The sequence below is a fragment of the Hyalangium minutum genome, from assembly GCF_000737315.1.
GTDB lineage: Bacteria > Myxococcota > Myxococcia > Myxococcales > Myxococcaceae > Hyalangium > Hyalangium minutum.
Window position 1 is genome coordinate 426,452 of sequence record NZ_JMCB01000006.1, and the last position, 12,812, is coordinate 439,263.

The 12,812-nt window shown below is 69.1% G+C and carries 10 protein-coding genes; 5 read left to right on the forward strand and 5 right to left on the reverse strand.

What is annotated here, in order from left to right:
• Positions 1 to 60: 60 nt before the first annotated feature.
• Complete coding sequence (locus tag DB31_RS17230; RefSeq protein ID WP_276203627.1) at positions 61 to 2,088, reverse strand: DUF7151 family protein; 2,028 nt, start codon at positions 2,086 to 2,088, stop codon at positions 61 to 63.
• A gap of 296 nt (positions 2,089 to 2,384) precedes the next feature.
• Between DB31_RS17230 and DB31_RS17235 the strand changes: the two genes are divergently transcribed.
• The gene (locus tag DB31_RS17235; RefSeq protein ID WP_044188858.1) at positions 2,385 to 2,915 is read left to right on the forward strand and encodes a phage tail protein; all 531 of its coding nucleotides are present in this window, start codon (positions 2,385 to 2,387) and stop codon (positions 2,913 to 2,915) included.
• 1 nt (position 2,916) lies between these two features.
• Here the strand turns inward: DB31_RS17235 and DB31_RS17240 are convergent, their stop codons facing one another.
• Together DB31_RS17240 and DB31_RS17245 are read right to left on the reverse strand one after the other, a co-directional pair.
• A complete protein-coding gene (locus DB31_RS17240; RefSeq protein WP_044189968.1) occupies positions 2,917 to 3,372 on the reverse strand; it encodes a hypothetical protein in 456 nt (151 codons plus the stop codon).
• A 121-nt stretch (positions 3,373 to 3,493) separates the two neighbouring features.
• Positions 3,494 to 5,407 carry a S8 family serine peptidase gene (locus DB31_RS17245; protein ID WP_044188860.1) on the reverse strand — a complete coding sequence of 638 codons (1,914 nt, stop codon included), beginning with the start codon at positions 5,405 to 5,407 and terminating at the stop codon, positions 3,494 to 3,496.
• Positions 5,408 to 5,707: 300 nt separating this feature from the next.
• Here DB31_RS17245 and DB31_RS17250 point away from each other — a divergent pair, with 300 nt between their 5' ends.
• Positions 5,708 to 6,778, forward strand: a complete 1,071-nt coding sequence (locus tag DB31_RS17250) for an AI-2E family transporter (RefSeq protein ID WP_044188861.1) — start codon at positions 5,708 to 5,710, stop codon at positions 6,776 to 6,778.
• A 17-nt stretch (positions 6,779 to 6,795) separates the two neighbouring features.
• The gene (locus DB31_RS17255; RefSeq protein WP_044188863.1) at positions 6,796 to 7,407 is read left to right on the forward strand and encodes a DedA family protein; all 612 of its coding nucleotides are present in this window, start codon (positions 6,796 to 6,798) and stop codon (positions 7,405 to 7,407) included.
• A gap of 6 nt (positions 7,408 to 7,413) precedes the next feature.
• Here the strand turns inward: DB31_RS17255 and DB31_RS17260 are convergent, their stop codons facing one another.
• The gene (locus DB31_RS17260; RefSeq protein ID WP_044188864.1) at positions 7,414 to 8,130 is read right to left on the reverse strand and encodes a glutathione S-transferase family protein; all 717 of its coding nucleotides are present in this window, start codon (positions 8,128 to 8,130) and stop codon (positions 7,414 to 7,416) included.
• 16 nt (positions 8,131 to 8,146) lie between these two features.
• Entirely contained in the window at positions 8,147 to 9,478 is a 1,332-nt protein-coding gene (gene bioA, locus DB31_RS17265) for an adenosylmethionine--8-amino-7-oxononanoate transaminase (protein ID WP_044188865.1), read from the reverse strand.
• A 91-nt stretch (positions 9,479 to 9,569) separates the two neighbouring features.
• Here bioA and DB31_RS17270 point away from each other — a divergent pair, with 91 nt between their 5' ends.
• Together DB31_RS17270 and DB31_RS17275 are read left to right on the forward strand one after the other, a co-directional pair.
• Positions 9,570 to 10,694: a trypsin-like serine peptidase gene (locus DB31_RS17270; RefSeq protein ID WP_044188868.1), complete on the forward strand. Its 1,125-nt coding sequence runs from the start codon at positions 9,570 to 9,572 to the stop codon at positions 10,692 to 10,694.
• Between the two features lie 495 nt (positions 10,695 to 11,189).
• The gene (locus DB31_RS17275) at positions 11,190 to 12,767 is read left to right on the forward strand and encodes a hypothetical protein (RefSeq protein ID WP_044188871.1); all 1,578 of its coding nucleotides are present in this window, start codon (positions 11,190 to 11,192) and stop codon (positions 12,765 to 12,767) included.
• Positions 12,768 to 12,812: the final 45 nt, after the last annotated feature.

Sequence of the window (12,812 nt, forward strand, 5' to 3'; positions counted from 1 at the left end):
AACGGCCCGCGAGCAGGAGTGCCCGCGGGCCGCTGAGCCCAGCAAGAGCGCCGCGCTACCTCAGAGCAGGTTCTCGGGCGCGGCCACCACGAGCTGGATGATGTGCCCGGCGCTGCCCGCTTGAGCGGCAGTCGGAGCACCCGCCACGCCCGTTGCCACGCCTCCACCGTTGCCTCCATTTCCACCGCAGGCGCCACCGCCAAAGCCTGCAATGTTGGACGCCGCGGCCAACGCGTCCGTCCCCGGAGCTCCACCGTTCGCCTGCACCGTTCCCGTCACGGAGATGGGGTTGACGGAGATGAGGTGGATGATGCCACCGCCACCGCCTCCGCCCGCGCCCGCGCCCGTCGTCGTGGTGCTGGTGTTGTCGTTGGCCGCTCCGCCGTTGCCGCCGTTGGCACGGATGGACCCTCCCACGGTGATGTTGCCCCGGGACGCGATGACGATGATGCCACCGGCTCCACCGCCCGGCCCTCCCACGTCGGAGACGGAGACGCTCTTGGTGGCCGTGTTTCCATTGGCGTTGATGGCTCCACCCACGGGAATGGACACGTTCCCCTGGGCCACGATCACGAGGAAACCGCCTCCCTCGCCGCCCGTTCCCATGTTGGTGCCTCCCCGGTCTCCCGAGCCACCCGCCACGGTGCTGGCCTTCGTGAGCCGCGCCGCCGCCATCAGCGACACCCCCGTGCCTCCGTGGAAGGCGCCCGGGATGCCGCGGGCGACACCCGGGTTCGGCGGACCGTTACCCGCGTCCTCGGCCCCCGTCTGCACGGTGACGGTGCCCGTGATGGTGACATCCCCTGTCGCCCGCAGCACCGTCCCGCTGGGCACGATGAGGCCGCCGGCGATGTTGATGTTGGTGAACTGCGTGTTCGTCCTGAACGGCTGCGCGTTGACGACCGAGGTGTTGGAGAGGTCCAGCGTGTTGCCCAACGCGAGGTTGAGCGCCCCAGCTGAGCCATCGCCATAGGCGGCGAACGCTCCCGAGGGACCTTGAGGTCCCGCCGGGCCCTGCGAACCTTGGGGACCCGTGGCACCCGTAGCGCCCGCCGGACCCGTGGCACCCGCCGGACCCTGGATGCCCTGGGGCCCTTGCGCGCCATTGCACACGTAGCGCGTCAGCGCGGCGTTCACCTCGCTGGTGTCGAGCGTCCCGTTGCGGTTGCTGTCCGCACCCAGCTCCAGCTTGATGCCGCTCGTGGCGCAGTTGGCCCCCGCAGCCTCCGCCGCCGTCCGGGCCAGCGTGGCCAGACCGTCCGCGCCCGCCGGACCCGCCGGACCTGTCGCACCGGCAGAACCCGGGGCGCCCTGCGGACCCGTCGGACCCGCCGGACCTGCCGGACCCGTGGCTCCCGCTGGACCCGTCGCACCGGCTGCACCCGGAGTGCCCTGCGGACCTGCCGGACCCGCTTCGCCCTGCGCGCCCTGCGGACCCACGGCGCCCTGCGGACCCTGCGCGCCGTTGCACACGTAGCGCGTCAACGCGGCGTCCACCTCGTTCACATCCAGCGTGCCGTCCCGGTCCGTGTCGCTGCCCACTTCCAGCTTCGTGCCACCCGTGGCGCAGTTGGCTCCCGCGGCCTCGCTCGAGGTCGCCACCAGCGTGGGCACACCCGCCGGACCCGCAGGCCCCTGCGCACCCTGAGTTCCCGCCGGGCCCTGCGCGCCCGTGTCGCCCGTGTCACCCTTGGCGCCCGCAGCGCCTGCCGGGCCCTGCGCGCCGTTGCACACGTAGCGCGTCAACGCGGCGTCCACCTCGGAGTCATCCAGCGTGCCGTCCCGGTCCGCGTCCGGCCCCACCGTGAACCGCACGCCGCCCAGCGCACAGTTCGTCCCAGGCAGCTCGGCCGCCGTCGCCACCAGCGTCCGCAGGCCCTCCGGTCCCGCTGGGCCCTGGGGTCCTCCCGCCGGGCCAGGCTCACCTTGAGGCCCCGTCGGACCTGCCGGACCCACCGGACCCGATGGGCCGGCCTCTCCCTGAGGGCCCTGCGGCCCGGTGGAACCCGAGCACGCGGACAGCACCATCACCGCCGAGACCGGCAGCACCCGGAACCAGTGCCAGCCGAAGAGACGCGTCTTCTTCATGAATGAACCCTCATTCCGGGAGATTCCCCCGGAGGGAGGCGGGGCGCCCAAGACACCCAAGGAGCCCCGCGGTGGACGAGACGTGCGGGGCTGCGCACGGTGCCTTGCGAGGAATTCACCGAGTCTCGCGCGGGAGTGAAACCGTGGCGAGCATTCAGCGGGTAGTCCACGCGGATCCGACCCGGCCTCCCGAGCAATCCGGGCTTTCACGGCCTCCACATCCAGCGAATCCTTTTCCCCCCTTCATCCTCGTGGTTTGTTCACCGCCCCACACTTTGTGCGAAAGGATGTGACGCATGTCGGAGCCGTTCCTCGGAGAGATCCGGATGTTTTCAGGCAACTTCGCGCCGAGCGGCTGGGCTCTCTGCGATGGCCAGTTGCTGTCCATCGCGCAGAACTCCGCGCTGTTCTCCATCCTGGGCACCACCTTCGGAGGGAATGGGCAGACCACGTTCGCCCTGCCGGACTTGAGAGGCCGGGTGCCCATGGGATGGGGCCAGGGGCCAGGGCTGTCACCGCGAACGATAGGGGAGCAGAGCGGCTCGGAGACCGTCACGCTCATCGCCACCCAGATGCCCGCTCACACCCACGCGATGATGGCCAACAGTGGCCAGGGCACTCAGTTCACCCCCGAGGGCGCCGTGAGCGCGGCGGCGGTCGAGTCGACGCAGCAGCCCCTGAACCTCTACAGCACCACGCCCAACACCACCATGTCCCCTCAGGCCATCGGCATCGCTGGTGGCAGCCAACCCCACCAGAACATGCAGCCCTTCCTGTGCATCAGCTTCATCATCGCGCTCCAGGGCATCTACCCCTCGCGCGGCTGAGTCAGTGTCCGGAGGCCGAGGGCGCTCGCGCGGCGCTCTCGGTCCCGGGGCCCTCGGGCGCGAAAGTGCGCCGGTAGAAGGGCCACGCGTCATAGAGATACAGCGTGAAGGGCGCCCACCAGATGAAGTCGTTGGTGAGGCAGAGCACCAGCGTCGCCGGGGGCCACTCGCCCTGGAGGATGAGGGCGGCCAGGCCGATGGGCCCGAGCAGCTTGCCCAGCAGACCCACCGCCGCCAGCAGGAAGCCGTGCTCCGGCCGCCGCGCCACCTCCGCGTAGCAGATGCCGTACACGCCAATCACCATGCCCAGGCACGCGAACATCGCCGGGTGGTTGAGGGAGGGCATGCCCGCGAAGCGGAAGAGCCACTGAGGATCCACCGCCGCGTACAGCCCCCACAGCACGTTGTAGACCGCGGCGGCCGAGAACACCGCGCGGTGCAGGGTGCGACGCTTCATCACCGGGAGCATAGCCGCACTGCCGCTCCGGGCGTTGCTTCCAAAAAATGCCGAGCCTCGGGCCGCTCCCTCTCAAGCGGCCCGAGGCCTCGGTCCCTTCACCAGGCGGGGGTATGCCTGGCTACGGGAGGGGAATCACCTGATCCACCTGCGCGGAGCCCGTGTAGCGGGTAGGGCCGTTGAGGAAGCCCTTGAGCTGGACGCGATAGGTGCCCGCCGCTGGGCGGGGAATGGAGACGGACTCACCCGTGGAGGTGCCCGAGGCACTGCTCGCCACGAGGTTGCCGTTGGGACCGTAGACGAAGAGGTCCAAGTCGTACGCCGGGTTGCCCCAGTTGGTCTGGATGCGCAGGGCGCTCATGCCCGAGGGCACCACCACGTTCTGGTTGTGCTCGGCCGACAGCAGCGACACGCCCGCGATGGGAATGTTGAGCGAGGGGCTCACGGTGCCTGTCCAGCCCGGCAGTGCGCTGGTGGTGGTGGTGTAGCGCGTGCCCGCGGTGGAGGCGGCCACCCGGACGGCCGCGTAGGCATCCGCGTAGCCAGCGCCCACTTCCCACTGTGCGAGCTGCCGCGTGGTGCCGTCCGCGTTCCGGGCGTAGATGGGCTTGGCCGTGGAGGTGAGCGCCGCCAGCACGCTGTCCATGTTCATGGCCGGGTTCACCTCGAGCATGAGGGCCACCACGCCGCTCAGGTGAGGCGTGGCCATGGAGGTGCCGGAGAGCGCCGCGTAGAAGGGCTCGGGCGACAGGCCATCCAGGCCCAGGTACGGCGCGGCAACGGCGGGCAGCGCCGTGGTGGCGCGCGCCGCGACGATGTTCACACCCGGCAGGGTGATATCCGGGTGGTGGAGCGCGTCGCCGGGGACGCCGCGGCTGGAGAAGTCCACCAGCTCGCCCGGCGCGTCCTGGGACAGCAGCGGGTTGGTGGCGTTGCGCGTGTCGCGCGAGGTGCCCGCCGCCACGGAGATGACGCACGGCGAGGCGCTGTACGGGTTGAGCGTGTCCTCGCCCGGCCCGTCGTTGCCCGCGGCGAAGTTGACGATCATCCCCATGTCATACGCGCGCTTGCTGGCGATGCTCACCGGGTCGAACGGCGCGAAGTGGCTGCCGCTGGTGCCCCAGGAGTTGGAGATGACGCGGACGTTGTAGGCCTCCTTCACATCCGGATCCAGGAGGAAGTCGAAGCCCTCGATGGCGAAGAGGATGCTGATGGCATCGCCCGCGCCCACACCAATGAGGCTGGCACCCGGCGCCACGCCCTTGTGCAGACCGTTGGAGCGCGCGCCCGAGCCGCCCACCGTGCTGGCCACGTGGGTGCCATGGCCGCCGGCCAAGTCGGTGTTGGGCAGGTCCAAGTAGAGCGCGCCGCTGAAGCCGATGCCCAGCACGTTGCCCACTGCCTTCACGTTCTTCACCACATTGGGGAAGTCGCCGTGGGTGCCGTCAATGCCGGAGTCGATGATGCCCACACCCACGCCATGGCCGGTGGTCTGGAAGGTGGTGCGCGCGGTGTCCGCGCCAATGTAGGCCACGCTCTTGTCGAGGAAGTAGTGCAGCGGCCGGTCCTCATAGATGGAGAGCAGGCCCACCGGCTGGAGCACCTGCTTCAGCGTGTTGAGGAGGGTGGGCGTCACGGGCAGCGAGACGGCCACCATGGGCAGCTGCTGGAGCGCCCCGAGGTTCTGCCCCAGCACCAGGCCCAGCGAGCCGGTGAGGGTGTTCAGCGCTGCGGGGATGGCGGCATCCTCATTGAAGGAGAGGATGAGGGTGCGCACGGAGCCGTCGGCCTGGAGGCGCGGATCCACGACGGCCTGCGTCAGGGCGGCCAGGGCCTGGGGGCTCGAGTAGAGGGCGGTGCAGGCGCTCTCGGCGGAGACGGGCGGGTTGACGATCTTCTTCTTCCCGGACGCGACCGCAGCGGTCTGCGTGGCACGGCTCGGCGCGTCAGAGGCTTCCGTCTCGGAAGAAGAGCCCGCGCCACAGCCCAGGAGGGTGGTGGCGAGAACCATGCCCAGTGACTTGAAGCCCTGCATGCGTGCTCCCTTCAACCACGACGCGCTCCGGGAGGGGAAGTCCCGGCTTTTTCGCGCCCACGTGAAGCTCTTGTCGCGAGCCGCGCCGGTTGGATCTCGCCCACGCACGATTTGTCCGGGAGCCAAGCCCCCCTGTTGCCTACATGGGCCTCTCACCGGGCGGGCGTTGAGCGCTGAACGGAAGAGAGCGAGCAGCCAGTCTCACCGGCTCCGGGCGAGGTTGCCCCCCTGCCAGAGGAGGCACATCGGTGCAGTGGGGGGCGGCAGCAGCGAGGGGGAGGCACGGTGGCGGCGAGCGACATGATGAACTGGCGGAAGTCTCAGGTGACACCCCGGACGGTGTTCACCGTGGGCTTCTCGGTGCTGGCGGTGGTGGTGCTGGCGGTGCTGGTGGTCAAGACACGGGTGGCGCTCACGCTCACGGGTATCGCCGTGTTGCTGGCGATGGCGCTCGAGCATGGGGTGTCCCGGCTGGAGCGAGCGGGGTTGCGGCGGTGGCAGGCCATCGCGGTGGTGCTCACGGCGCTGATCGTGCTGGTGACGGCGCTGGGGCTGCTGGTCATCCCCGCCGCCTTCGCGCAGGGCGAGGCGCTGCTCAACCAGTTCCCCTCCTTGATGAAGCAGGTGCGCTCACTGCGCATCTTCCGGATGGTCAACTCGCACCTGTCCTCCCTGTCGCAGTTCTTCAGCCCGAGGGACGAGGCGGCCGCGCCGGCCGAGGCGATTGGGAAGATCGCGGTGCCGCCGCTGCTGCATGCCATTGGCGGGGTGGTGAGCCTGCTGGCTGGGTCCCTCACCGTCTTCTTCCTGGTGCTGTTCATGCTGGTGTTCGGCGGAGGGCTGCTGCAGCGAATACTGAAGCAGGCCCCCCTCGCGCACCGCGAGCGCTACGAGCGGGTGATGGGAAAGATCTACCACGCCACGGGCGGCTACCTCTCCGGGCTGACGCTCATCTGCACCATCAACGCCACGCTGACGACGACCATGCTGGCGCTGCTGGGCATGCCCTTCTTCCTGCCGCTGGGCATCGCGAGCGGCTTCTCCAGCATGGTGCCGTACATGGGCCCCATCGTCGCGGGCGCCTTCATCACCCTGCTCACGTGGGCCACGGGAGGCGGCATCAAGGCGCTGGCGGTGCTCGTGTACTTCATCATCTACGGACAGATCGAGGGCAACGTGCTGGCGCCGCTGGTGTTCCGCCGCACCGTCCACGTCAACCCGCTGCTCATCCTGCTGGCGGTGCTCTTCTGCGCGGAGCTTGCGGGCGTCGTCGGCGCGGTGGTGGCCGTGCCGGTGGTGGCCACGGTGCAGATCATCATTCGCGAGCTGCTCCTGCTGCGGCAAGAGCGCGCGCTGGCGCCTCCGGTATGAGGCGGCGGAGCTGAAAGATGGATCGTGGACTGCTGGGCTACCTGCTCTCGCACGGCTCCTACGCGCTGCTGTTCGGGGCGCTGGTGGCCGGAGGCGTCGGGGTCCCGCTCCCCGAGGACCTCGTGTTGCTCACGAGCGGGGCGCTGGCGCACCTGGGGGTGGTGAAGCTCCCGCTGGCCATCGGCGTGTGCTACTGCGGGGTGCTCACCGGAGATCTGCTGCTGTTCCACACGGCGCGGAAGCTGGGCCCCAAGGTCTTCGAGCAGCGGTGGCTCCGGGGGCTGATCACCGCCGAGCGGCGCCAGCACATCACCCGGCTCTACGAGCGGCATGGGGGCAAGGTCATCTTCATCGGGCGGCACATGTCCGTGCTGCGCGTGCTCGTCTTCGCGATGGCGGCGGTGCAGGGCGTGCGCACCCGGACGTTCCTCTTCTGGGATGCGCTGGCGCTGACCCTCAGCGCGCCGCTGCTGGTGGGGCTTGGTTACGTGTTCGCCCAGAGCATCGACCGGGTGGCGGCGGGCTTTGGGCGGGCGGAGCACCTGCTGGCCATCGCCGTGGGCGGCGGACTGGCGCTCCTCATCCTGAGCCGGACCGTGATGGTCCGGCGGCACAAGCGAAGGGCCTGAGGCCTCTCAGGCGGCGGGCGGGCTCCAGTCTCCGAAGTAGCGCTGATGGAACCGCTCGAAGTAGCGGACCAGGGTGGGCTGCTGCTGCGCGAACCGGCGCAGCGGCGAGTCCACCGGGAACGAGAGGATGCTCGCGAGGAACGCGTACACCGTCGCGTCGAACGAGGTGGGGTGCTCTCCCTGCAGGAATGGCTTGTCACCCAGCAGCACTGCCACGGCGGTGAGGTCCGCCTTGCCCATCTCCAGGACCTCCTCGGGCTGGTGACGCCCCATCCCCTGGGCCCGGCTCGCCTTGATCATACCCCGGCGGATCAGCGACGGAACGACCTTGCCGACGACAGGTGGGAACAAGGACTCGAAGATGGGCCGGTTGACCGTCCACCCATCCTCCGCGATCCAGCGGTCATGGATGATGTTCCAATAGGTGCTCTCCTCCAGCATGCGGCGCACGGCGTGGCCCGTGGCGGACTGCTCCGGGGTGAGCTTCGCGTCCAGCACGTCCCCGTGCTTGCGCTTGAGGTGCTCGATGATGTGCTGGGAGTCCCCCAGGAACTTCCCGTCCTCCTCGATGAAGGGGATCTTCCCTTTCGGGGCCTTCCCGAAGCCCCCCACGGCCACCGTGTAGGGAACCTTCGTCATCCGGAGGTAGCTCTCCAGCTTGAGGCAATACGGGCTGATGTTGGCGACGCCCCAGGCGGCCGGTCCTTGATACAGGGTGATCATTGTTCTCCCTCGTGGGTCAGCTCCCAGCCACTTCACGCAGCGAGGCCTCCACGCCGTGGAGCAGCTCGTCCAAGGCCTCGTCCGGGATGTTGAGCGCGGGCGCGATGTAGACCGTATCCCCCAGTGGCCTCAAGTAGAGACCGCGGCGGCGTGCGGCCTCGTACACGCGCCAACCCCCATGGGACAGGTACCCGCCGCCGCCCAGGTCCACCGCACCCACCATGCCCAGCGCCCGGGGCCGCACCAGGCCCGGCACCGTGGAGGCCATCCGCTCGAAGGCGGCCTTCACCCGGATCGACTTGCGCGCCACCTGCCCCAGCACGTCCTCGTCCCGGTACACCGCGAGCACCTCGCGCGCCACCGCGGACCCCAGCGGGTTCCCGCAGTACGAGTGCCCGTAGTACAGCGCCCGGTCCTTCGCACCGAGGAAGCCCGAGAACACCCGCTCCGTCGCCAGCGTCGCGCCGAAGGGCAAGAGCCCGCCGCTCAGCGCCTTGGCCAGGCACAGCAGGTCCGGTACCACGTCCGCGAGGTCCACCGCGAAGCGCGCGCCCGTGCGCCCCAGGCCGGTGAACACCTCGTCCGCGATGAGGAACGTGTCCACCGCGCGCGTGGCCTCGCGCACCGCCTTCACGAAGGCCGGGGAGTAGAGCTGCATGCCCGCCGCGCCCTGGAGCACCGGCTCGAGGATGACGCCCGCCACCGTGTCGCCCTGCTCGCGCAGCGTCCGCTCCACCGCCGCGAACGCCCGCTCCCAGCCACCCTCCTCCGCTGGCGAGGGCACGTGCACCACGTCGAACAGCAGCGGCCCGAACACCTCGCGGAACAGCGGCACGCCGCCCACGCTCGTGGCGCCCACCGTCTCGCCGTGGAAGGCGCCGGAGAGCGTGATGAAGCGCGTGCGCTGGGGCCGGCCGTTCTGCGCCCAGTACTGCGCGGCCATCTTGATGGCCACCTCCACCGCCGTGCTCCCGTTGTCCGAGTAGAAGACGCGAGAGAGCCGCTGGTCCGTGGGCAGCCCGGCCCGCTCCGCTCCGGGCGCAATGGCCACGAGCTCCTCCGCCAGCCGGGCCGCCGGCTCGTGGGTGATGCCCGCGAGGGACACGTGGGCCAGCGCCGAGGCCTGCTCCACCAGTGCCTTCACCAGCCGTGGGTGCCGGTGTCCCAGGGTGGACACCCACCACGAGCCGTTCGCATCCAGGTAGCGGCGGCCGTCCGCGTCATAGAGGTAGGGGCCCTCGGCGCGGACCACCACCATCGGGTCGGTCTGGGCGATGTAGGTCTCCATCGCCGTGTACGGGTGCCAGACGTGCCGCTTGTCCAGGGTGACGATGTCCGCTCGCTTCACGTGTGCTCCGGAAATTCACCGAAAAATCGGCCGGGAAGATCCTTCGCGCGCCCCGTTAGGTCAACGAACCTCGACACACGGAGCTGCTTCCATGAAGAACTTCTCGCTTCCCTCCACCCGCTCGCTGCTCGCCGCAGGGCTCGCGTTCGCCAGTCTCACCACGCTGGGCTGCGACCCGGCGGCTCAGCCCCCCGAGCCCCCGAGCTACGAGGAGCAGCTGAAAGCGTTCGATCCCGCGCAGTCGCCGGACTGGAAGCTGGAGGGCATCGTCCCGCAGCGCGAGCACGCCGAAGGCGAGGCGATGGACCCGGCCGCCCCTCCGAAGGTTCCCTCTGGGGACTACCTCATCCTGGCCGACGGCCGCATGTTCCGGTACGTGGGCCAGGAGCCGCTGCCCGAGGCGCTCTTCAGCGGCGGCGGCAGCGACCGGGGCGAGGACGTGGACGCCGCGGGGCTGGGCTCGCAGGAGCAGGGCATCATCATCGGCACGGATGGCCGCAGCGTGGTCACCAGCGACACGACGCTGCGCGCCTGGCCGCACCGCTCCATCGGGGCGGTCATCTACAGCTCGACGGCCACCAGCGGCGGCTGCACCGCGACGATGATTGGCCCTCGGCACGCGGTCACCGCAGCGCACTGCCTGCATGATGGCGCGGGCACGTGGTACTGGCCGCTGTACTTCTCCCCGGGTCACAAGGGTGAGGGCAGCGACCGCACGCCGAACGGGGCCTACCGCAAGGTCGTGGCCCGCTACGCGCGGACCTACGATGCGGGCTGGGACTACGGGCTGCTCATCCTCGAGGACCGGCCGGAGACGGCAAGCCTGGGCTGGCTGGGCTTCGGGTGGTGGAGCAGCGACTCCTTCTATGAGGACCGTGCGCTGCGCGTCTTTGGCTACCCGGGAGCGAACTACGCGTGCGCGGCCTCGCCGAACTCGGACGGCACCTGCGGCGGGTACATGTACCAGTCGTTCTGCTCGGTGTCCGACTACTCGAGCGACGTGCTGTACCACCAGTGTGACACCCAGAACGGCAACAGCGGCTCGGCGCTGCAGAGCTGGGTGGGCAGCGACCTGTACGTGATTGGCGTGCACAAGGGCGCTCCGAACTCGACCGCCAACTACGGGCCGCGCTTCACGCAGCAGAAGGCCTCGGTGGACCTGTGCGGCTGGATCAAGCAGTGGCCGAGCATCTACGCCTCGCGCAGCTGCAACTGACCTACCGGTGGCCCTGCGGCACCTCTTGGGCTTGCCGCCATGAGTAGGCGGCGAGCCCGAGCCTGGATGGGCATAAGCACCTCCCCACGAACAGGGAGGTATGCGGATGTCCCGACGTTTCTCTACCCGAACGCTCCTGAGGGCGCTGCGCGCGCTCGGCTGCCGCCCAGGGCCAGCGCGTGGTGGCTCTCACCAGACCTGGCTCACCCCCGGTGGCGCCACATTGACCGTGGTGTTGGGCCGCCGTGGCGCAGCGGTCTCCCCAGGAACCGAGGCCAGCATCCGCCGCACGCTGGGGCGAGAGGGACTGAGCCTCTGTCCACGTAGGCGTAGGTAGTCCCTCCCCTTGCCGCCAGGGGTTGGCTGCCGCGTGCGGTGCCTGAGCACATCCTGAGCGAGAAACCCTCGGAGGTCTCTACACTGCTCGCTCCCGGCTCTATGAGTAACTTTCCCCCTTCCCACACCGCTTCCGGCGCACCCCAGCCCGAGGCTCCCTTGCCCACCAGTGGCGAGATCATCGGGTTTCTCGCGAAGACGATGGAGTGGTCCTTCGAGCCTGTAAAGCCGCGAACCTGGCGGAACTTCACCGCCGGCAAGCGCGTCAGCATGGAGACGCGACAGGCGGTCTTTCGAGAGCTGGCGGGCATGTTCGTGACGGCAGCCCCCACGGCCGATCCCGAAGTTCACGAAGCGCTGCTGGCAGAGGCGGAACACCTGTTCTCCTCGAATGCGGACTGGTGGGACGGTCTCGTCCGTTTGGTGGCCAGCATCCCCGCCGCTGACTCGGCCCGGCTCACGCCCCAGGTCGCGCTCCGACTTGCAACCAGCGAGCTCGCCCAGCGCTTCGCCGCAGTCCTCGCGCTGGTCCGACAGCCCTGTCCCTCCGAGGAGCTACCCGACTGGCTTCAAGAAAATGCGATGCGGGACACGCTCCGAGCGCTCTTAAAAGGGGCCGGGGTCACACGGGAGGCACTCGCCACGGCCTGCAAGGTAGAGAAGCAAGCCGTGGACAAGTGGTTGGACGCGCCCCTTCCTCCAGACAGGCGCATCAAGAGCATCGTCAATGTGAGCTTGAAACAGCTGCCGCCCGAGGCGCGTCGCGAGGTCAGTGATGACCTGCTCAGGCTGCGCTTGAAGGCGAAGCTCGCGGAGCGGCTCGCGGCCAGGATCGGATGGCCAGAGTTGAAGGAGCTCGGCAGGGCCTTCTTCCGGCTCACGCGATCGGCTCTCGCGGCACTCGAACAGGTCTCCTTCGCCTCAGACGAAGAGCGCGCCCGCCAGCTCGTAGAGTGGCTGAGGATGGGCAGCGATGCCCCGATAGCCCAGAAAATCCAGCCCCGGGTCGCGGCAGCCGAGCGAGATAGATACTGGGCTCAAGTGGCGCAGCTCTCCTCGGAGGCCTGGTTCAAGCGACTCATGCTCGCCCAGCGCTTGCCCACGGCGCTCTCCAGGCTCAGAGAGATCATCAACTCGAAGCAGGTGCGCCACTACAACCCGGCCCATCTGGAGCTGATGGAGCGCATCCTGATGCGAGCCCCCTTGGCCCCGGAGGCGGTGGTCGATTTCCTGTCAGGTTCCTACCCTGGCTCAGATCCCGATGACGGGCCGAGGGATGCGTACGAATTCTATGTCCAACGGTTCGACGACATTCTGAAGGAACCCGACCGGGTTGTCGCCGTGCGGCGGCTCGAAAGGATCATCGACCTGCTGCCTCTGTGCATTGAAGTCAGGCCAGATACCCGCCTGCGAGGGGACTTCGAACGGCTGGCCTGCCGCTATCACTGCTTGCGAGTCCTCCGGCTCCTTGAGCAGTACCAGGACACTCAGCGCCCTGGTGCCAGCATTCTCCTGCCCACCGCGCGCTCCGCGGTGGAACAAGCCCTCCAAGAGCTGAGCCTTGCGCTGTCGGCCCTCAATGCGGAGCAGTCCCAGAACTCGCGTGAGGATGTTCAGCGGGCCAGGGCCACCCTGGTAGCCCTTCAGCAAGCACTGGAGCAAGGTGACACGCAGACCGCCGTACGTCTCGCGGGCACACTCTCACTCGACACCCAGGAGCCGCGCTCCACCCCTTAACCATCGGCCGTCGCAAGGGAGTGGTGGCGCAGGGCCAGGAAGAAG

Coding starts and splice junctions, on each gene's coding strand:
- DB31_RS17230 (WP_276203627.1), bottom strand. CDS start 2,088: ATGAAGAAGACGCGTCTCTTCGGCTGGCACTGGTTCCGGGTGCTGCCG.
- DB31_RS17235 (WP_044188858.1), top strand. CDS start 2,385: ATGTCGGAGCCGTTCCTCGGAGAGATCCGGATGTTTTCAGGCAACTTC.
- DB31_RS17240 (WP_044189968.1), bottom strand. CDS start 3,372: ATGAAGCGTCGCACCCTGCACCGCGCGGTGTTCTCGGCCGCCGCGGTC.
- DB31_RS17245 (WP_044188860.1), bottom strand. CDS start 5,407: ATGCAGGGCTTCAAGTCACTGGGCATGGTTCTCGCCACCACCCTCCTG.
- DB31_RS17250 (WP_044188861.1), top strand. CDS start 5,708: ATGATGAACTGGCGGAAGTCTCAGGTGACACCCCGGACGGTGTTCACC.
- DB31_RS17255 (WP_044188863.1), top strand. CDS start 6,796: ATGGATCGTGGACTGCTGGGCTACCTGCTCTCGCACGGCTCCTACGCG.
- DB31_RS17260 (WP_044188864.1), bottom strand. CDS start 8,130: ATGATCACCCTGTATCAAGGACCGGCCGCCTGGGGCGTCGCCAACATC.
- DB31_RS17270 (WP_044188868.1), top strand. CDS start 9,570: ATGAAGAACTTCTCGCTTCCCTCCACCCGCTCGCTGCTCGCCGCAGGG.